The organism is Ruegeria sp. G10, from assembly GCF_056533645.1.
The window spans coordinates 45,927-63,290 of sequence record NZ_JBQFOQ010000002.1; the positions used below are offsets into that span (position 1 = coordinate 45,927).

General features: G+C 59.3%; 17 protein-coding genes and 1 tRNA gene. 5 read left to right on the plus strand and 13 right to left on the minus strand.

Annotated elements, in window-relative coordinates; genetic code table 11:
• Positions 1-3: 3 nt before the first annotated feature.
• The 6 genes from ACR0KM_RS04025 to ACR0KM_RS04050 form a co-directional block, all read right to left on the minus strand.
• A complete protein-coding gene (locus ACR0KM_RS04025) occupies positions 4-1,134 on the minus strand; it encodes a murein hydrolase activator EnvC family protein (RefSeq protein WP_480820891.1) in 1,131 nt (376 codons plus the stop codon).
• Complete coding sequence (gpmI, locus tag ACR0KM_RS04030) at positions 1,131-2,648, minus strand: 2,3-bisphosphoglycerate-independent phosphoglycerate mutase (RefSeq protein ID WP_480857722.1); 1,518 nt, start codon at positions 2,646-2,648, stop codon at positions 1,131-1,133. Before gpmI ends, ACR0KM_RS04025 begins: the two co-directional genes overlap by 4 nt.
• An 84-nt stretch (positions 2,649-2,732) precedes the next feature.
• Positions 2,733-4,403, minus strand: a complete 1,671-nt coding sequence (locus tag ACR0KM_RS04035) for a sulfatase-like hydrolase/transferase (RefSeq protein WP_480857724.1) — start codon at positions 4,401-4,403, stop codon at positions 2,733-2,735.
• Between the two features lie 15 nt (positions 4,404-4,418).
• Entirely contained in the window at positions 4,419-4,649 is a 231-nt protein-coding gene (gene nqrM, locus ACR0KM_RS04040; protein ID WP_480531099.1) for a (Na+)-NQR maturation NqrM, read from the minus strand.
• A 15-nt stretch (positions 4,650-4,664) separates the two neighbouring features.
• Positions 4,665-5,690, minus strand: a complete 1,026-nt coding sequence (locus tag ACR0KM_RS04045; RefSeq protein ID WP_480857726.1) for an FAD:protein FMN transferase — start codon at positions 5,688-5,690, stop codon at positions 4,665-4,667.
• 65 nt (positions 5,691-5,755) lie between these two features.
• Positions 5,756-5,941, minus strand: coding sequence for a hypothetical protein (locus ACR0KM_RS04050; RefSeq protein WP_480532455.1), 186 nt, complete (start codon positions 5,939-5,941; stop codon positions 5,756-5,758).
• A gap of 123 nt (positions 5,942-6,064) precedes the next feature.
• Here ACR0KM_RS04050 and ACR0KM_RS04055 point away from each other — a divergent pair, with 123 nt between their 5' ends.
• Entirely contained in the window at positions 6,065-6,589 is a 525-nt protein-coding gene (locus ACR0KM_RS04055) for a CBS domain-containing protein (protein WP_480857728.1), read from the plus strand.
• Here the strand turns inward: ACR0KM_RS04055 and ACR0KM_RS04060 are convergent.
• Positions 6,586-7,365 carry a metallophosphoesterase family protein gene (locus ACR0KM_RS04060; protein WP_480857730.1) on the minus strand — a complete coding sequence of 260 codons (780 nt, stop codon included), beginning with the start codon at positions 7,363-7,365 and terminating at the stop codon, positions 6,586-6,588. The two genes, ACR0KM_RS04055 and ACR0KM_RS04060, sit on opposite strands and share 4 nt — an antisense overlap.
• Positions 7,366-7,522: 157 nt before the next feature.
• Here ACR0KM_RS04060 and ACR0KM_RS04065 point away from each other — a divergent pair, with 157 nt between their 5' ends.
• Together ACR0KM_RS04065 and tviB are read left to right on the plus strand one after the other, a co-directional pair.
• Complete coding sequence (locus tag ACR0KM_RS04065; RefSeq protein WP_480857731.1) at positions 7,523-8,536, plus strand: GDP-mannose 4,6-dehydratase; 1,014 nt, start codon at positions 7,523-7,525, stop codon at positions 8,534-8,536.
• Between the two features lie 15 nt (positions 8,537-8,551).
• Entirely contained in the window at positions 8,552-9,835 is a 1,284-nt protein-coding gene (gene tviB, locus ACR0KM_RS04070; RefSeq protein WP_480857732.1) for a Vi polysaccharide biosynthesis UDP-N-acetylglucosamine C-6 dehydrogenase TviB, read from the plus strand.
• A 35-nt stretch (positions 9,836-9,870) separates the two neighbouring features.
• On the opposite strand, the gene nqrF is transcribed toward tviB, so the two are convergent.
• Genes nqrF through ACR0KM_RS04100 form a run of 6 tightly spaced genes read right to left on the minus strand, consistent with a single transcriptional unit; the run spans position 9,871 to position 15,743 of the window.
• Positions 9,871-11,094: an NADH:ubiquinone reductase (Na(+)-transporting) subunit F gene (gene nqrF, locus ACR0KM_RS04075; protein ID WP_480857734.1), complete on the minus strand. Its 1,224-nt coding sequence runs from the start codon at positions 11,092-11,094 to the stop codon at positions 9,871-9,873.
• Between the two features lie 10 nt (positions 11,095-11,104).
• Positions 11,105-11,713, minus strand: coding sequence for an NADH:ubiquinone reductase (Na(+)-transporting) subunit E (nqrE, locus tag ACR0KM_RS04080; protein ID WP_480520774.1), 609 nt, complete (start codon positions 11,711-11,713; stop codon positions 11,105-11,107).
• Positions 11,713-12,366, minus strand: coding sequence for an NADH:ubiquinone reductase (Na(+)-transporting) subunit D (locus ACR0KM_RS04085; protein ID WP_170710614.1), 654 nt, complete (start codon positions 12,364-12,366; stop codon positions 11,713-11,715). The genes nqrE and ACR0KM_RS04085 overlap by 1 nt, the downstream gene beginning before the upstream one ends.
• Positions 12,366-13,193 (minus strand): Na(+)-translocating NADH-quinone reductase subunit C, encoded by an 828-nt coding sequence (locus ACR0KM_RS04090; RefSeq protein ID WP_480857736.1) that lies wholly within the window; start codon positions 13,191-13,193, stop codon positions 12,366-12,368. Before ACR0KM_RS04090 ends, ACR0KM_RS04085 begins: the two co-directional genes overlap by 1 nt.
• A complete protein-coding gene (locus tag ACR0KM_RS04095) occupies positions 13,186-14,394 on the minus strand; it encodes an NADH:ubiquinone reductase (Na(+)-transporting) subunit B (RefSeq protein ID WP_480733388.1) in 1,209 nt (402 codons plus the stop codon). The genes ACR0KM_RS04090 and ACR0KM_RS04095 overlap by 8 nt, the downstream gene beginning before the upstream one ends.
• A 5-nt stretch (positions 14,395-14,399) precedes the next feature.
• Positions 14,400-15,743 (minus strand): Na(+)-translocating NADH-quinone reductase subunit A, encoded by a 1,344-nt coding sequence (locus ACR0KM_RS04100; RefSeq protein WP_480857738.1) that lies wholly within the window; start codon positions 15,741-15,743, stop codon positions 14,400-14,402.
• A gap of 285 nt (positions 15,744-16,028) precedes the next feature.
• Between ACR0KM_RS04100 and ACR0KM_RS04105 the strand changes: the two genes are divergently transcribed.
• Together ACR0KM_RS04105 and ACR0KM_RS04110 are read left to right on the plus strand one after the other, a co-directional pair.
• Positions 16,029-17,144 carry a THUMP domain-containing class I SAM-dependent RNA methyltransferase gene (locus ACR0KM_RS04105; RefSeq protein ID WP_480857740.1) on the plus strand — a complete coding sequence of 372 codons (1,116 nt, stop codon included), beginning with the start codon at positions 16,029-16,031 and terminating at the stop codon, positions 17,142-17,144.
• Positions 17,145-17,258: 114 nt separating this feature from the next.
• Positions 17,259-17,335, plus strand: a tRNA-Pro gene (locus ACR0KM_RS04110).
• The last annotated feature ends 29 nt before the right edge of the window (positions 17,336-17,364 follow it).

Here is a 17,364-nt window from a genome sequence, read left to right on the forward strand (position 1 = left end):
CGTTTATCCATCCTTATCCGTGCGGAACCAGTCGTCCGGGTCCACGGGGCTGTTGTCTTGTCTTACCTCTATATAGAGCGTTTCTGACCGATCAGTTCCAGTGCCATCACCGCTTGTTGACATAATAGCGCCGATTCCGGGGGTTTCGCCCGGCATCAGACCGACCGGAGTGCCCTCTGGGATCACCTGCCCGGCCTGACCATAGACCTCTTGCAGGCCAGAAAACACAAAAAGCAGCCCGGGCTGAGGTTCAAGGATCACCAGATTCCCCAAATCCAACAGCGGCCCGCGATAGCGGATCGTCGCGGCGGTGGGTGACACCACAAGGGCGCGTGGGCGGGTGCCCAAGACCAGACCGGGGCGTGTGACCCCCGCCGCATCTGTCTCACCGGCCCGGTGCAGCACGATGCCCTGCGTTGGCAGCGCGATCTGGCCCTTGAGGTCGCTGACGCTGGCGTTGGTCTCGGCAATCTCGCCGTCTGAGATTTCAGACAGACCGCTGGCGAACCCGTCCAGCGTTTCGGTCGAGGAAATTAGGATCGCGGTGCGCACCGGGTCCTCGACAAAACGGCGCGGCAGGTCGGTGCGGTCGGCAATGGCCTCGCTGAGTTGTGTGCGGGCGTCCTGCACGCCAGTCAGACCCTCGGTCAGCGTGTCAGCGGCACTTTGTTGCAGTTGCCGCAGCGTCTGCACCTCTTGCAGATCAGCGGCCAGGGCGCGGGCCTGTGCATTCAGGCCCGGGGTGACCTCGGACAGCATCATGCCCGTCCGCGCGGCCCCCAGCGGCCCTGAAGGATGCAGCATCAGCACGGGAGGCGCGGTCGTTTCGATGGTCTGCAACACACCCAGCAGCTGCGCCACATCCTGTTCGCGGGCCTGCAACTCGGCGCTTAGTTGTGCCTCGCGTAGGGTGGCGCGGCGCAGACCGTCGCGCATCGCGGCAAGCCCGGCCTCATAGGCCTGTATGGTTTCGGTCAGGGCGCGCACCCGATCGCGGGCGCTGTCAGCCTCGGTCAGGGCGACCGAGGCTTGCTCCAGCATTTGCGCTGCCTGCAACGCGGCCTCGGACGGGCTTTGCTGCGCCATGGCGGACCACGGCCAGAGTACGGTCAGGCAGAGCCAGAATGCCTTCATGTCAGCAGGCTTTCTCCGGTCATTTCCGGTGGCACGGGCAGGTTCATAAGCTGCAACAGCGTCGGTGCCAGATCGGCCAGCCGCCCGTCGCGCAGCCCTGCCCCCTTGGGGCCACCGACCAGAGCCACCGGGACGGGGTTCAGGGTGTGTGCCGTGTGCGGGCCGCCGGTTTCGGGATCGACCATCATCTCGCAATTGCCGTGATCGGCGGTCACGATCATCGCGCCACCGACCTGCCGCAGCGCCTCAACCACCTGCGCCAGACCCTGATCCACCGCTTCGCAGGCCTTTATCGCGGCCTGCAGATCGCCGGAATGGCCCACCATATCGGGGTTGGCATAGTTGGTGACGATCAGATCATAGCCCTCATGGATCGCCCGAACGAATGCCTCTGTCACCTCGGCCGAGGACATTTCGGGTTTCAGATCATAAGTCGCCACCTTGGGCGATTTCGGCATATGGCGGTGCTCGCCTCCCTCTGGCTGCTCTTTACCGCCGTTCAGGAAGAAGGTGACATGAGGGTATTTCTCGGTCTCAGCCAGCCGGAACTGGCGCAGGCCCTGTTTGGCGACCCATTCACCCAGCGTGTTCACAATATCCCGCTTGGGGAAGACCGTGGTCATATAGGCGTTGTGACCATCGGAATACTCGACCATGCCCAGCAACGCCGACAATTGCGGGCGCGAACCGGTGTCGAAATCGGCAAAACCGGGCTCACCGATGGCGCGCAGAATCTCGCGGGCTCGGTCGGCGCGGAAATTCAGGCAAAAGAACCCGTCGCCGTCTTTCAGACCCGAATATCCCTCAAGCACCGTAGGCGCGATGAATTCATCGGTTTCCGATTGGTTATAGGCATGATCCACCGCAAAATGGGCGGTGTTTTCCACCCTGCCCTGCGCTTTGACCATGGCGTTATAGGCTTCGGCCACGCGATCCCAGCGGTTGTCGCGGTCCATGGCAAAGTAACGCCCGCAGACGGTGGCGATCTTTGCACCTTCGGGCAGCTGGTCTTCCAGCTCTGCGATATAGGTGAACGCCGATTTCGGGGCCACATCGCGCCCGTCGGTGATCGCGTGCAGCACCACCGGAACGCCCGCATCGGTGATGGCTTTGGCGGCGGCCACGATATGATCCAGATGCCCGTGCACCCCGCCATCCGAGACCAGCCCCATCAGATGCGCCGTGCCGCCCGTGGCTTTGACCTTGGCGATGAAGTCCTGCAGCGCGCCGCTGTCAAAGAATGAACCATCTTCGATGGCCAGATCGATCTGGCCCAGATCCATCGCCACCACGCGCCCTGCCCCGATGTTGGTATGGCCGACCTCGGAATTGCCCATCTGGCCGCTGGGCAGACCCACATCTGGCCCGTGCGTGATCAACTGCGCATGCGGGCCTTCCGCCATGATCCCATCGAAGGTTGGCGTGTTGGCCAGATGCGGCGCGTTGGCGGTTGTGTCGTCAGACAGGCCCCAGCCATCAAGGATGCACAGAACAACGGGTTTGGGGGCGGTCATGAAAGCTCTCCGGGTGCGGTGTTGCCATCTTCTACCCCCTGCCCGCGCAAGGTTGAACCGTCTTTTCAGGGTGCTGGTTCAGAATTAATCCGGCTTGTAGTCGCCAAAGGGCCGGGCCTTTCGGTTGCGGTATTTCACCGTCAGCTCCAGCGGCATATCGTTTTCGTCATAGATGCCGATCACCACACCGGTTCCCCGGCTTGATCCGCGCATATTCAACAATTGCTCTTCGGACCGGGTAGTGCGCTGTGACGGGCGTCGGGCCCATGCGAACAGGTGGCCATACATCTCGGCAATGACCTCTGCGTGCTGGGTGCTTTCGCCCAGATCGGTCAGTTCATTGGGATCATTCTCAAGATCGAACAGCAGCGGGCGATATCCACCTTCACAGTGGATCAGCTTCCATTTCTCGTTCGCGACCATGAACATGACCGCATCGCGGACCGAGGCATTCAGCACCTGTGCAATGGGCGAGGCGGAATAGTCATATTCACAGATCACCACATCGCGCGGGGTGCTGTTGGTCTGACCCCGCAGGATCGGCAGCAACGAATGCCCTTCAAGGATGTGCCCGGCGGGTTCTCCGCCCGCGATCTCCAGAAAGGTGGGGGCCAGATCAATGGATTCGACCAGCGCATCACAGGTGGTGCCGCGTGTGGCGTCTGCCTCGGGCGAAGGATCGTAGATGATCAGCGGCATTTTGGTCGAGGCGTCGTGGAAAAAGGTCTTCTCTCCCATCCAGTGATCGCCCAGAAAATCCCCATGGTCCGAGGTCAGCACGATCATCGTGTCCTGCATCCGCCCGGTCTGTTCCATCCAGTCAAACAGCCGCCCCATCTGGTCATCGGCCTGTTTGATCAGGCCCATATAGGCGGGGATCACAGCCTCGCGCACATCCTGACGCGAGAATGTCTGGCCGATCTTCGTATCCATGAATGCCTTGAGCACCGGATGCGCGTTCTGTCTCTCAGCCTCGGACCGAACCACGGGCAAGACGTGCTCGGGACCGTACATCGAAGCGTAAGGCTCGGGCACGATATAGGGCCAATGCGGCTTGATATAGCTGAGGTGGCAGCACCATGGGCCCTCATGGGTTTCCATGAACTCGATCCCACGGGTGGTCAGATAGGGCGTCTCACTATCTTCCTCGGCGATATTCGCCGCCTCAGATGAGTTTTTCAGGAACCAGCCCGACAGCACATTGCCATCGGCATCCAGCCCGGAATTGGCAAAGTCATGCCACGGATTGTCGCTCTCATACCCTTTGTCCTTGAGGTATTCGTTATATTTCTTGGCCCCGCCCGGATCGTAGAACCCGTCCGGGCCCTCGGGGCGCATCCCGTCATCGCGTTCAAAGACGTCAAAGCCGCATTCCGCCACCCGCGCGCCGATCAGGCTGTCGGGTTCCAGACCCAGCCGGGCCATGCCTTCGGCATCGGCGCGCATATGGGTTTTGCCGACCAGCCAGCAATCCATCCCCGCCTTGCGCAGGTGATCGCCCATGGTCATCTCACCGACCTTCAGCGGAATGCCGTTCCACGACGCACCGTGAGAATGCACGTAACGCCCGGTATAGGTCGACATGCGGGAACTGCCGCAGATCGGAGACTGAATGCAGGCGCGGTCAAAACGCACGCCCATCGAGGCCAGACGGTCGATATTCGGTGTAAGCAGATGCGGATGCCCGTAACAGCTGAGGTAATCCCAGCGTAGTTGATCGAACATGATGAAGAGGATGTTCTTGGCTTTACTCATGCCAAGAGGGGTATCCTAGCCTTCCATCTGTTGCAGCATTTTTTTCGCACGCTTGCACTGCAACTGGTCGCGCAGAGGGCTGTCAGGGTCGATATCCTTCTGGCAGACCACGCATTTGTCGGCACCCGAAATCGCGTTCAGACCACCGCAGCTACCCTTGATGGTCTTGCCCATCAGCATCACACCCAAAGACATGCCGACCATGATGATCAGCAACAGGATGAAGGCCAGAATAAAGGTACTCATTGCGGTTCCTACCGGTCAGTTGGTCCCCAGCGCATCCTTGAAGGCGCTGCTTTGTACAGTGATATAGGCTTCTTCCCCGCTTGTCACATCCCGCGAGATGAAGAACACGGCAAGTTTATGCTTTTCGGCCAGCTCCAGCCCCTTCTCCTGCCCCAGCGCCAGCATCGCCGTGGCCCAGGCATCCGCCATCATCGCGTTTTCTGCCAGAACAGTGACCGAGGTTGTGCGGTGCTTGATCGGACGCCCTGTGGTTGGATCAATGATGTGCGAATAGCGCACACCGTCCTGTTCGAAGAAATTCTTGTAATCGCCCGAGGTCGCCATGCCCAGATTGTCCAGCGGCACGATCAGTTGAATGGCCTGCGCACCCGCCTCGGGTTTCTCGACCCCGATGCGCCAGCTTTCACCCTTGTCGTTCTGGCCCATGGCCACGAGGTCTCCGCCGATCTCGACCATGTAGTTCTCGATACCTGCCGCGCGCAGTTGCGCCGCCAGCGCGTCGATCCCATAGCCCTTGGCGATGGCGGACAGGTTGATCCCCACACCCGGCTCGGACTTGGCCAGAGTGCCCGCGTCACGGTCCAGCGTCAGCAAACGGGCCTGCCCGACCTGCTGAAGCGCTGCCGCGATCTCGGCATCCGCAGGCACCGGGTCTTCGGGTTTGCGGGGACCAAACCCCCAAAGCTCGATCAGCGGGCCCAGGGTGACATCAAAGGTACCGCCGGATTTGGCATGCACGTCATTGGCGGCCTCAACCACCAGTGCGAATTCGTCGGACACCTGCACCGGCGCGGTGCTGGCCGAGGCCGAGAAGGTCGAGACCTCGGAATTCGGGTCCCAGTTGGACATCTTTGCATTGACCTCGGCCAAGGTGTCCTGAACCGCTTGGCCCAGTGCGGCCTCGTCCAGATCTTCGCCGATCGCGGTAATGTTGAAGGTCGTCCCCATCGTCTCGCCCGACAGGCGCACCACATCCGGTTCCTTGTCGAACAGGCAGGCGGTGACGAACAGCAGCGAAGCCAGTGCAATCATTTGGCGCATTAGGGTCCCCCGGCAAAACACGTGCCCGGCATATGCCAGCGGCCCCGATCAGAGTCAAACGGGCCTCAGACCTCAAGCGGTAGAAAGGCCAGCGCAAACAGCCCGATCGCCGCTGGCACACCAAACAGCCAGGCGCGTTTCTGCCACCCCTTCGGTTGCTGTTTCCACGCCATGCGAAAATTGTGGCCACAGACGACAACTGCAAAAAAGATCAGCGCAGCCACAGGCGGGGTCAGGTAGAGATCGCTCAAAAGCCTCGATTTCCTTGTAAACGGGCCGGGCTGCGCCGGATTTCGAAATTGCACCCTATACAGTCTCGGTGCCTGCGATAAGGTAGAGGAAACAGCCATTTCCGGTGAAGGAGGAGACCGCCCATGGCCCCAAGTTCTTACCAGCCCCCGACACGCGGCGACAAGGCCGGGTCGACAACCCGCAGCCAGTCCATTGAAACCAACCTTTCACAGACCCATACCACGGTTGCAAAGCTGATGGAGGGTAAGGGCGATGCGGTGTTTGCGGTGCGTCCGAACGACACGATTCACTCGGTCGTGGATATCCTGCGCGAAAAACGCATCGGGGCCGTGGTGGTGACCGATCAGAACGGGGCGCTGCAGGGCATCCTTTCGGAACGCGATATTGTGCGCCGCATGGCCGAAACACCGGGGCAGACCCTGCCGCAATCGGTGTCCGAGTTGATGACAACAGAGGTCAAGACCTGCGCGCCCGCCGACTTGTTGAACGACGTGCTGAAAACCATGACCGAGGGGCGATTCCGCCACATGCCGGTCCTGAGCGACGGCAATCTGCGCGGTGTCATTACCATCGGGGACGTGGTGCATTTCCGGCTGAAGGAACTTGAATACGAAGCGCTCAAGATGAAGCAGATGATTGTCGGCTAGCGGCTGACGGCGCTGCGGATGATCCCGCCGCGGCCGGTTGAAATGAACTGCACGGTCCCGTCCGAAATCTCGGCCGCAGTCAGCTGATTCGTAGCAAATGCGCCGGTATCGACCGAGATGACGCGGCCCAGCACGCGCGGTTCATCGACGATTGAATGCCCGTGAACCACCCATTGCCCGTCTTTGCGTGGTTTACCGGGGAAATTCGGATGCCCCCACATACAGACCCGGTCGGGCTGGCTGTTGAAGGCGCGCGCGGGGTCAAGCGCGGCATGGACGGCAGTGATGTTGCCTTGGGTCCATGTCAGAGGCCGCGCGCGTAGCCACTCCAGCAGTTGGTCGCCCATGGCTTGGCGCAGCTGCTCGGCCAGCGCTTCGGCCTCTAGCTCGTGGATATTGGTCAACCCGAACGACGCGAGCGTCTGTGTGCCTCCGTTATGCATCCATAGACGCTCCATCCGGGCGGGGTCGTCGAGAAAGCCCAGCAGCATCTCTTCGTGATTGCCTTTCAGGCAGATGGCATGGCTGTGCGCTTCGGTGCTGAGATGGCGCAAGTGCCGCAGAACCTGCGCACTGTAGTCGCCGCGGTCGATATAGTCGCCCAAAAACACCAGAGGCACCGCATCATCGAGCGACGCCAGCAGCGACTGCAACAGATCCAGCCTGCCGTGAATGTCACCAATCGCATAGAACCGGCCCGCAGGGGCCAGCGTCGAAAGGTCAACGCCCTGTGGTTGTGCCGTTGTCGGCAGCAGAAGGTTCCTGATCCAGTTCATCAGCATCGGCCCGATGCCTAACCCGACCCGACCCGTGCAGCAATCGCCAAATCCAAGTACTTTGGCCTTTGGTAAGGGGAAATCCTAAAAATCCGCTTGACGACCGGGCGGGGAAAGTATCCCTGAGGTGCAGGTTTCGGACAATGGTGCAGGACGCATGAAGCGGGTATTGATTACGGGCACGGCTGGGTTCATCGGCTATTATCTGGCAAGACTGCTGCTGTCCGAGGGATTTCGGGTGCACGGCTATGACGGGATGACGGATTATTATGACGTCAGCCTCAAGCAACGGCGGCACCAGATGCTGCTGCAGAACCCCGGTTTCACCGCGACCGAAGCTCTGCTGGAAGACCATGAAAAGCTGATGCAGGTGGCGGAAGAGTTCCAGCCCGAGGTCATCGTCCACCTCGCCGCGCAGGCCGGGGTGCGTTACAGCCTTGAAAATCCGCGCAGCTATATCGACTCGAACGTGGTGGGGACCTTCAACGTGATGGAGGTCGCACGGCAGCACAAGGTTTATCACCTGCTGATGGCCTCGACCTCATCGGTTTATGGCGCGAATGAGGATATGCCGTTTACTGAGGTCGAAAAGGCCGATCACCAACTGACGATCTACGCCGCGACTAAAAAGGCCAATGAAGCGATGGGTCATTCCTATGCGCACCTCTGGGATCTGCCGACGACGATGTTCCGGTTCTTCACGGTCTATGGGCCGTGGGGACGGCCAGATCTGGCGCTGTATAAATTCGTCGATGCAATCCTCGATGGCCGTCCGATTGATATCTATAATCATGGCGATATGTATCGCGACTTTACCAATGTCGAAGACCTTGTGCGCGGCATCCGACTGTTGATCGATGTGCCCCCGGTTCGGCCTGCCAGCCCAGATGAGATCGAAGAGGGCGACAGCCTGTCCCCTGCCGCGCCCTATCGGGTGGTCAATATCGGCAACGGCGAAAAGGTGCGTTTGATGGATTTCATCGAGGCCATCGAAGACGCCATCGGCCAGAAAGCAATCCGCAACTATATGCCCATGCAGATGGGGGACGTACCGGCCACATGGGCAGACAACGATTTGCTGCAGCGCCTGACAGGATACCGCCCGAAGACCGATTTCAAGGATGGTGTCGCCCAATTCGTCAAATGGTTCCGCGAGTATCACGGCAAATAAGCAGAAGTGACCGCCATGTTTGAAACCGACCCGAACGCCCGCAAGATCGCCGTCATCGGCCTCGGTTATGTTGGCCTGCCGCTCGCTGTGGCTTTTGGTCGGATCGGACCGGTTGTTGGTTTCGATATCAATGCGGATCGGATCGCGGCCTTGCGGGCCGGTCAGGACACGACTTTAGAGGTCGAACCCGCTGAGTTGAGCGCCGCGAGCGGTTTGAGCTTCACAACAGACCCCGCCGATCTCGCCGCCTGCGACACCTATATCGTGACGGTCCCCACACCGATCACACCGGGCAAACAACCTGACCTTGGGCCGCTGCTTAGCGCGTCAGAAACGGCTGGTTCGGTTTTGAAACCGGGTGATCTGGTGATCTACGAGTCCACTGTCTATCCCGGCGCGACCGAGGAGGATTGCGTTCCGGTGCTCGAACGCGCCTCGGGCCTGTCCTTCAACCGGGATTTCTTTGCGGGCTACAGCCCCGAACGGATCAATCCCGGCGACAAGACCCATCGGATTGCCGATATCTGCAAGGTCACCTCGGGCTCAACCCCTGAAATCGCTGATCTTGTCGATGCGCTCTATGCTCGGATCATCGCTGCTGGAACCCACAAGGCCGAGAGCATTCGCGTGGCCGAAGCCGCGAAGGTGATCGAGAACACGCAGCGGGACCTGAATATCGCGCTGGTGAATGAGCTGGCGATGATCTTTGGGCGGCTTGGTATCGATACCGACGCCGTGCTGCGCGCTGCCGGAACCAAATGGAACTTTCTGCCGTTCCGTCCGGGTCTGGTTGGCGGGCACTGTATCGGCGTTGACCCATACTATCTGACCCACAAGGCCGAGGCAGTCGGGCACCATCCACAGATCATCCTCGCTGGGCGACGCCTTAACGATAGTATGGGCAGCTATGTCGTGTCTCAACTGGTCAAGCGCATGACGCGCGGTGGCATAGATGTAAGCGCGGCGCGCGTACTGGTCATGGGGCTGACCTTCAAGGAAAACTGCCCCGATCTGCGGAACACGCGAGTCGTCGATATCATCACCGAATTGCAGGACTACGGCGTCGCTGTAGATGTGCACGACCCACATGCGGACCCGCAGGCGGCGTTTAGCGAATATGGTATTTCATTGACCGCGGCACCGGAACAAGGGGCTTATGACGCCGTGGTTCTGGCCGTCGCGCATCAGGAATATCTGGCGCTCGACCCGAACATGATCCGTGGATATGGCAAACCGCAAAGCGTCGTCTTTGATGTCAAATCCTGTTTGCCGAGAGACCTCAGCGACCTGCGGCTTTAAAAAAACCGGCGCGTGATACGCCGGTTTTTCCTAAGTTATCCGCCGAAATCGTCCAGCATGATGTCTTCGCGATCCACACCCAGATCCAGCAGCATGTTGATGACCGACTGGTTCATAATTGGCGGGCCACACATATAGTATTCGCAATCTTCCGGCGCGGGGTGGTTCTTGAGGTATTCCTCGAACAGCACATTGTGGATGAAGCCGGTATAGCCTTTCCAATCATCCTCGGGCTGCGCGTCCGAAAGGGCCACGTGCCAATCGAAATTGTCGAATTCTTCGGCCAGTTGGTCGAAATCCTCGACAAAGAACATCTCTTTTTTCGACCGCGCACCGTACCAGAAGCTGATCTTCCGATCACGGTTTTCCAGTCGCTTGAGCTGGTCAAAGATGTGGCTACGCATGGGGGCCATGCCCGCACCACCGCCGATGAAGACCATCTCTTTTTGGGTTTCGCGAGCGAAAAACTCACCGAACGGACCCGAGATCGTGACTTTGTCACCCGGTTTCAGGTTGAAGATATACGATGACATCTGACCCGGCGGGATGCCTTCGGACCCCGGAGGCGGCGAGGCCACGCGGACGTTCAGCATGATCATGCCCTTCTCCTCCGGGTAGTTGGCCATGGAATAGGCCCGTTCGATTGGCTCGCTGACGACGGATTTGTACTGCCACAGATTGAAGCGATCCCAGTCTTCGCGGTACTCCTCTTCCACATCGAAATCGGTATATGCCAACTGGTGCGCAGGCGCTTCGATCTGGATGTAACCACCGGCGCGGAAGTTTACGTCTTCGCCTTCGGGCAGGTCCAGTGTCAGGGCCTTGATGAAGGTTGCGACGTTCTCGTTCGACCGGACCGTGCATTCCCATTTCTTGACGCCAAAGACCTCTTCTGGGACTTCAATGTCCATGTCCTGCTTGACCGCCACCTGACAGGAAAGGCGGTCGCCACAAGCCGCCTCACGCTTGGTGATATGGCTTTCCTCGGTTGGCAGGATCGAACCGCCGCCCGAATGCACTTTGACGCGACATTGCGCGCAGGTGCCGCCACCGCCACAAGCCGAAGGCACGAACAGTTTCTCAGCCGCGAGCGTTTGCAACAGTTTGCCGCCTGCGGGCACAGATACCGTTTTTTCACCGTTGATGGTGATGTTAACATTCCCGGTTGAAACCAGTCGGGAGCGCGCAGCCATAATGATGGCTACCAACCCGATCACGATCAGGGTGAAGAGTGCGACGCCTAGAGTGAAAGTTTCCATCGACGCCTCCTTACAGTTTCACGCCGGAGAAGGACATGAAGGCCATTGCCATCAGTCCTGCGGTGATGAAGGTGATCCCTAGCCCTTGCAGGCCATCAGGGATGTCCGAATACTTCAGCTTTTCGCGCACGCCCGCCATTGCGGTGATCGCCAGCGCCCAGCCGAAGCCCGAGGACAGGCCATAGGTGGTTGCCTCGGCAAAGTTGTAGTCACGCTCAACCATGAACAGAGAACCTCCGAGGATGGCGCAGTTCACGGTAATCAGCGGCAGGAAGATCCCCAGCGCGTTGTAAAGCGGCGGGAAGTACTTATCGAGGACCATCTCGAGAATCTGCACCATCGCCGCGATCACGCCGATGTATGAGATCAGGCCAAGGAAAGTCAGGTCCACATCCGGAAAACCTGCCCAGGCCAGCGCGCCGGGCTTCAACAGGTAGTTCAGCAGCAAATTGTTCGCAGGCACGGTGATTGCCTGCACAACCATGACCGAAATCCCAAGCCCCAGCGCAGTCGAAATCTTCTTGGACACGGCGATGAAGGTACACATCCCCAGAAAGAAGCTGAGCGCAAGGTTTTCGACAAAGATGGCCTTTACGGCCAGTGAAATCAGGGCTTCCATCAGTGCGCCTCTACCTGCTGGATTTTGTATTCACGTTCCTCAACCTGGTTCGGCTTCCATGTGCGGAAGGCCCAGATGATCAGGCCGATGATGAAGAACGCCGAGGGTGGCAGCAGCAACATGCCGTTGGGCACATACCAGCCGCCATTGTTGACGGTCTGCAGGATGGTAACGCCAAACAGCGAGCCCGCGCCGAACAGTTCCCGAATGAACCCGACCAGCAGCAAGATCAGACCGTAGCCCATGCCGTTACCCATCCCGTCGATGAAGGACGCAACGGGTGGGTTTTTCATCGCAAACGCCTCGGCCCGGCCCATCACGATGCAGTTGGTGATGATAAGGCCAACGAAGACCGAAAGGGTTTTCGAAATCTCAAACGCATATGCCTTGAGGATCTGGTCCACCAGGATCACCAGCGAGGCGATGATGACCATCTGCACAATGATCCGGATAGAGCCCGGAATCTGGTTGCGCAGGCATGAGATGAAGAAGGACGAGAACGATGTCACGAAGATCACCGCCAGCGCCATCACCATCGACACCTGCAACGACGAGGTCACCGCCAGCGCCGAACAAATGCCCAGCACCTGCAGCGTGATTGGATTGTTGTCGACAAGCGGGTCGACCAGCATCTCTTTCTTGGTCTGGGACATCAGATCTCTCCTGCTTGCAGTTTGGCCAGGAACGGAGCGTAACCCGCATCGCCCATCCAGAATTTCACCAGATTATCAACTCCGACCGAGGTCAAAGTCGCACCGGCCAACGCATCAACGTAGAAGTCAGGACCTGCCGCAGGCTGCGACTTGGCAACGGTGATCTGCAGATCACCCGCGTCATCGCGCAGCCGCTTGCCGTTCCACAGCGCCTTCCAGCGCGGGTTGTCCACTTCGGCCCCAAGACCGGGCGTTTCGCCGTGCTGATAGAATTGCAGGCCGTAGATGTCGTTGCCGTTGTTTTCCAACGCAATGAAACCATAGAGCGTGGACCAAAGGCCGTACCCGTGCAGCGGCAGGATCACCTTGTCCAACTCCCCCGCATCGTCACGCAGCAGATAGATCACGCGATATCTGGACTTGCGTCCGATCCCGGCCGGGTCATCATTGAGCGCGACGCTGAGGTCCGGGTCGCTGGCGGCTGCGAGATCGTCAAATGTGGCCGGATCGAATTGATCATCGACGAATTTGCCGGTTTCCAACTCAAGCACATGCGGCTCGAACGCGGCAAAAGCTTCGGTGACGTCGATGCCGGGCTCATAGACACCTGCGACCTGCAGAACGTTAACCTGCTTGTCCTTCAGCGCGTTGGCTTCCTGCACCGGACGCAGGCTGACTGCGGCTGCCGAAACGACCATCGAGGCCACCAGGCAAACAGCAACAGCGATGATGATGGTCTTGCTGACCGAATCCGGCGAGGCCGCCAGAAACTTGGCAAACGCGCCCTTGGGGGCCTCGTTTTGATCCGGGGATTGCGTATCAGACATGGCGACGCGCCCTCCGTTTGATGTTGGCCTGTACGACGAAATAGTCGATCAGCGGTGCAAAGACGTTGCCGAACAAGATTGCCAGCATCATGCCTTCGGGGAAAGCGGGGTTAATGACGCGGATCATCACAACCATGACACCGATCAGCGCGCCGTAGATATAGCGGCCCATATTGGTGTGGCTGGCCGAAACGGGCTCGGTCACCATGAAGGCCAGACCAAATGCGTAGCCACCCAGCACGATGTGCCAGTACCAGGGCATTGCGAACATCGGATTGGTATCGGACCCGATCAGATTCAGCAGAAGCGAAAAGCCAATGGTTCCCGCCAGACAACCCACAATCAGCCGGAAGTTGGCAATCTTGGTCGTCAACAGGAAGGCCAGACCGATCATACAGGCCAGCGTCGAGGTTTCCCCAAAGCTGCCCTGAATCGTTCCGAAAAACGCGCTTGCCCAGGTGATGCCTTCGCTCGCCAGCGCCTGAACGCCCTGCGCTGCGGTCACGCCCAGCGCTGTCGCGCCAGAGAACCCGTCCACCGGTGTCCAGACTGAATCGCCGGACATGCTGGCCGGATAGGCGAAGTACAGGAACGCCCGCCCCACCAGAGCGGGGTTCAGGAAGTTCTTGCCAGTGCCGCCGAATACCTCTTTGCCGATGACGACACCAAAGATGATCCCCAGCGCCACCTGCCAAAGAGGCGTGGTCGCGGGCAGGATCAGCGTGTAAAGCATTGAGGTCACAAGGAAACCTTCGTTCACCTCGTGCCCGCGTACTGTGGCAAAGATGACTTCGAAAATACCACCCGCAACCAGTGTCGTGATGTAGATCGGCAGGAAATACAGCAACCCATGCATCACATTGGCAAACAGACTTTCCGGGTTCAGCGAAATGCCAAACATCTGCAACAGAGCAATCCGCCAGCCTGTTGCCGCATCCGGCCCCAGTGTCGCGATTGCGGAGTTGGCTTGATAGCCGGTGTTCCACATCCCCCACAGGATACAGGGGATCGTCGCGATCACGACATAGGTCATGATCCGTTTCATATCCACGTAAGACCGTGCATGCGGCGCTACGGTGGTTACGGTTTTCGGAGTGTAGATGAAGCTTTCGACCATCTCGTAGATGGGGAAATACTTCTCGTACTTGCCGCCCTTGGTAAAGTTCGGCTCAATCCGATCAAAGAAGCTGCGCAGACCCATTCGGCTTAGCCCTCCTTTTCAATCTTGGTCAGGCAGTCGCGCAGCGCCAGCCCGTATTCGTATTTCGCTGGGCAGGCAAAGCCCACAAGGCCCAGATCTTCCTCGTCCAGCTCCAGCGCGCCAAGTGCCTGCGCGGTGTCGGTATCCATCACCAAAAGCGCGCGCAGCAGTTGCGTGGGCAGGTAGTCCTGCGGCATCAGTTCCTCGAACACGCCGGTCGGCACCATCGCGCGGCGACCTCCGTTCAAGTTGGACGTGAACGCGTAGAGTTTCTTCGCAAAGGCCGACCCCAATACCGGCTGGGCCGCGTATTTGGACGGCATCGGACGAATCCAACCCATTGGAATCTGGTCATGATCTTCGCGAATAATGGATATCTGGCGGGCAAAGCGCCCAAGATAGGCAGTCGGGCCAGCCGCATGCTGCCCGGACAGGATTGAGCCCGAAATGATACGGGCAGTGCCTTCGACGGCAATTTCATCGCGGGTCAGGTCATCTGTTGATGCGCCCATGACCGTGCGGATCAATCGCGGCTGACGTGCGCCGGGCCCGGCCAGCGCAATCACGATGTTTGAATCCAAATGACCCGTTTGCATCAGATGACCAACGGCGATCACATCCTGATAGCCTATGGTCCATACCTGTTTGTCGCCGGCCAGCGGCTCGAGGAAGTGGATGTGCGTTCCTGCCAGACCGGAAGGGTGCGGCCCGGAAAAGGCCGCTGCTTCTATACCGGGCAAATCCGCCCCGGGGATCGATGCCCCTTCTTGTTGACACACATAAGTTTTGCCGTCGGTCAGATGCGCAATGGCGGCAAGACCCGCCACAAAGGCCTCGCTCGCGTCGGAAATGATCAACGCGGCATCGCCTGCCAATGGATCGCTATCCATCGCCGTCACGAATATCGCCGCAGGTTTGGTGCCCGGTTCAGGCATTTTCGAGTAGGGACGCGTGCGGAAAGAGGTCCAAAGCCCGGCAGAGCACAGCTTGGCAGTCACGCCCTTGGCGGTTTCGGTGTCTCCGACACCCGAGAAATCGAGGCCGCGATCATTGGTGTCGGTGATCTCAATCACGACGCTCTGCAGAACCCGGCGCGCACCGCGGTTGATCGCGACGACCTTACCCGTCAACGGGGCAACCATCATCGCGTCAGGCGCATCCTTATGACAGAACAAAGGAGCGCCGCGCTGAACCTCGTCGCCCTCCTGCACCAGCATCTTGGGTTTCAGGCCAATGTAGTCCGCCCCCAGAACAGCGACCGTTGAGAACTCGGGCCCCGGCTGGATCTTTTGTTCGGGCGCGCCTTCGACCGGCAGATTCAGCCCTTTTTTCAGTTTGAAAGTTTGCATGTTGCTATGGTCTTCCAAGCCTTCTTTCCTGCGCCCCGAGATCCGGGCTATTGCTTTGCTCTGTCGGCGCCCTATCCAGAGACGCAATGCGCCGCGACGCATTCAAGACACCCGTCGCGCGCGCAGGCGCAACTTCAATTCCCGCTCCTTTAAGCAAGCAGCGCTATAAACGCAAACCTGTTACCGCTCAAAAAAGCTTACACGCAACACTTTCGTTGGAATTGCGTCAAAATGCCAGCGAATTTGCCTGTCGCACCAACCTGACATCCAGTGTAATCAACCGGCATGAACACCGATGACCAACTCGAGATTTTTCTCGTCGCCACACCCGGTCTTGAGGCACCTTTGCACGCGGAAGCGCGCGAACGGGGCTTTGCGCAAGCGCGGATCACGCCAGGCGGTGTCACCTGCAGCGGTGATTGGCGCGAAGTTTGGCGTGCAAACCTGCAGCTGCGCGGAGCCAACAAGGTTCTTGTCCGCTTGGGCAGCTTTCCTGCGGTGCATCTGGCGCAGTTGGACAAACGCGCCCGCAAGTTCCCATGGGCCCAGCATCTGCGACCAGATGTGGCGATCAAGGTTGAAGCCAGCAGTCGAAAATCGCGTATTTATCATGCGGGTGCCGCGCGCCAGCGGGTCGAGCGGGCGATTGCGGAAACGCTGGGTGCTTCAATTTCTGCAGATGCGCCGGTCCGGGTGCTGCTGCGAATCGAAAAGGATATCTGCACGTTCTCACTCGATAGCTCGGGCGAGCCGCTGCACAAACGCGGGCACAAAGCTGCCGTCGCGAAGGCTCCAATGCGCGAGACCATGGCGGCAATGTTCCTGCGCGAATGTGGATACGACGGATCAGAGCCCGTGTTAGATCCGATGTGCGGCTCGGGCACCTTCCCGATCGAGGCGGCCGAAATCGCACTGGGTCTGCATCCGGGCCGAACCCGGGCATTCGCGTTCGAAGAACTGGCATCATTCGACCGTGACGTGTGGGCAGAGCTGAAGCGGGCGGCACCGGTACCGACACTGCAGCCTTGTTGTTTCGGGTCCGACCGAAATGCCGGGGCGGTCGAGGCTGCAAACGCAAATGCCGCGCGTGCCGAAGTTGCCGACATCGCGCGCTTTCGCCAACGCGCCATGAGCGACGTCACTCCGCCCGATGGGCCTGTCGGTCTGGTGATCGTAAACCCACCGTACGGCGCGAGGATTGGCGACGAAAAGCGTTTGCGGTCACTCTATGGCATGCTCGGCAAAGTGCTCATGAACCGCTTTTCAGGTTGGCGGATTGGTATCATCACCACCACTCCGGGCCTTGCTCGGGCCACCCGCCTTCCGTTGTTGCCGCCTGGGCCAGTCGTTGATCATGGCGGTACCAAGATCCGGTTATTCCGCACTGATCCATTGCCGTAGCACAAGTTAGAACCGACAAATCCGCTGGGTTTAGGCCGAGCGAACGGCGTCATTGGGCGTTGCAAAAACCCTCTTGCACATCCACCCCCTCGGGTATAGATCACCCGCCACGGTCGGAGTGTAGCTCAGCCTGGTAGAGCACTGTCTTCGGGAGGCAGGGGTCGGAGGTTCGAATCCTCTCACTCCGACCAAAAACGATTTCCAGAGTAATCGAGAAGCT

Coding starts and splice junctions, on each gene's coding strand:
- ACR0KM_RS04025 (WP_480820891.1), bottom strand. CDS start 1,134: ATGAAGGCATTCTGGCTCTGCCTGACCGTACTCTGGCCGTGGTCCGCC.
- gpmI (WP_480857722.1), bottom strand. CDS start 2,648: ATGACCGCCCCCAAACCCGTTGTTCTGTGCATCCTTGATGGCTGGGGC.
- ACR0KM_RS04035 (WP_480857724.1), bottom strand. CDS start 4,403: ATGAGTAAAGCCAAGAACATCCTCTTCATCATGTTCGATCAACTACGC.
- nqrM (WP_480531099.1), bottom strand. CDS start 4,649: ATGAGTACCTTTATTCTGGCCTTCATCCTGTTGCTGATCATCATGGTC.
- ACR0KM_RS04045 (WP_480857726.1), bottom strand. CDS start 5,690: ATGCGCCAAATGATTGCACTGGCTTCGCTGCTGTTCGTCACCGCCTGC.
- ACR0KM_RS04055 (WP_480857728.1), top strand. CDS start 6,065: ATGGCCCCAAGTTCTTACCAGCCCCCGACACGCGGCGACAAGGCCGGG.
- ACR0KM_RS04060 (WP_480857730.1), bottom strand. CDS start 7,365: ATGAACTGGATCAGGAACCTTCTGCTGCCGACAACGGCACAACCACAG.
- ACR0KM_RS04065 (WP_480857731.1), top strand. CDS start 7,523: ATGAAGCGGGTATTGATTACGGGCACGGCTGGGTTCATCGGCTATTAT.
- tviB (WP_480857732.1), top strand. CDS start 8,552: ATGTTTGAAACCGACCCGAACGCCCGCAAGATCGCCGTCATCGGCCTC.
- nqrF (WP_480857734.1), bottom strand. CDS start 11,094: ATGGAAACTTTCACTCTAGGCGTCGCACTCTTCACCCTGATCGTGATC.
- nqrE (WP_480520774.1), bottom strand. CDS start 11,713: ATGGAAGCCCTGATTTCACTGGCCGTAAAGGCCATCTTTGTCGAAAAC.
- ACR0KM_RS04085 (WP_170710614.1), bottom strand. CDS start 12,366: ATGTCCCAGACCAAGAAAGAGATGCTGGTCGACCCGCTTGTCGACAAC.
- ACR0KM_RS04090 (WP_480857736.1), bottom strand. CDS start 13,193: ATGTCTGATACGCAATCCCCGGATCAAAACGAGGCCCCCAAGGGCGCG.
- ACR0KM_RS04095 (WP_480733388.1), bottom strand. CDS start 14,394: ATGGGTCTGCGCAGCTTCTTTGATCGGATTGAGCCGAACTTTACCAAG.
- ACR0KM_RS04100 (WP_480857738.1), bottom strand. CDS start 15,743: ATGCAAACTTTCAAACTGAAAAAAGGGCTGAATCTGCCGGTCGAAGGC.
- ACR0KM_RS04105 (WP_480857740.1), top strand. CDS start 16,029: ATGAACACCGATGACCAACTCGAGATTTTTCTCGTCGCCACACCCGGT.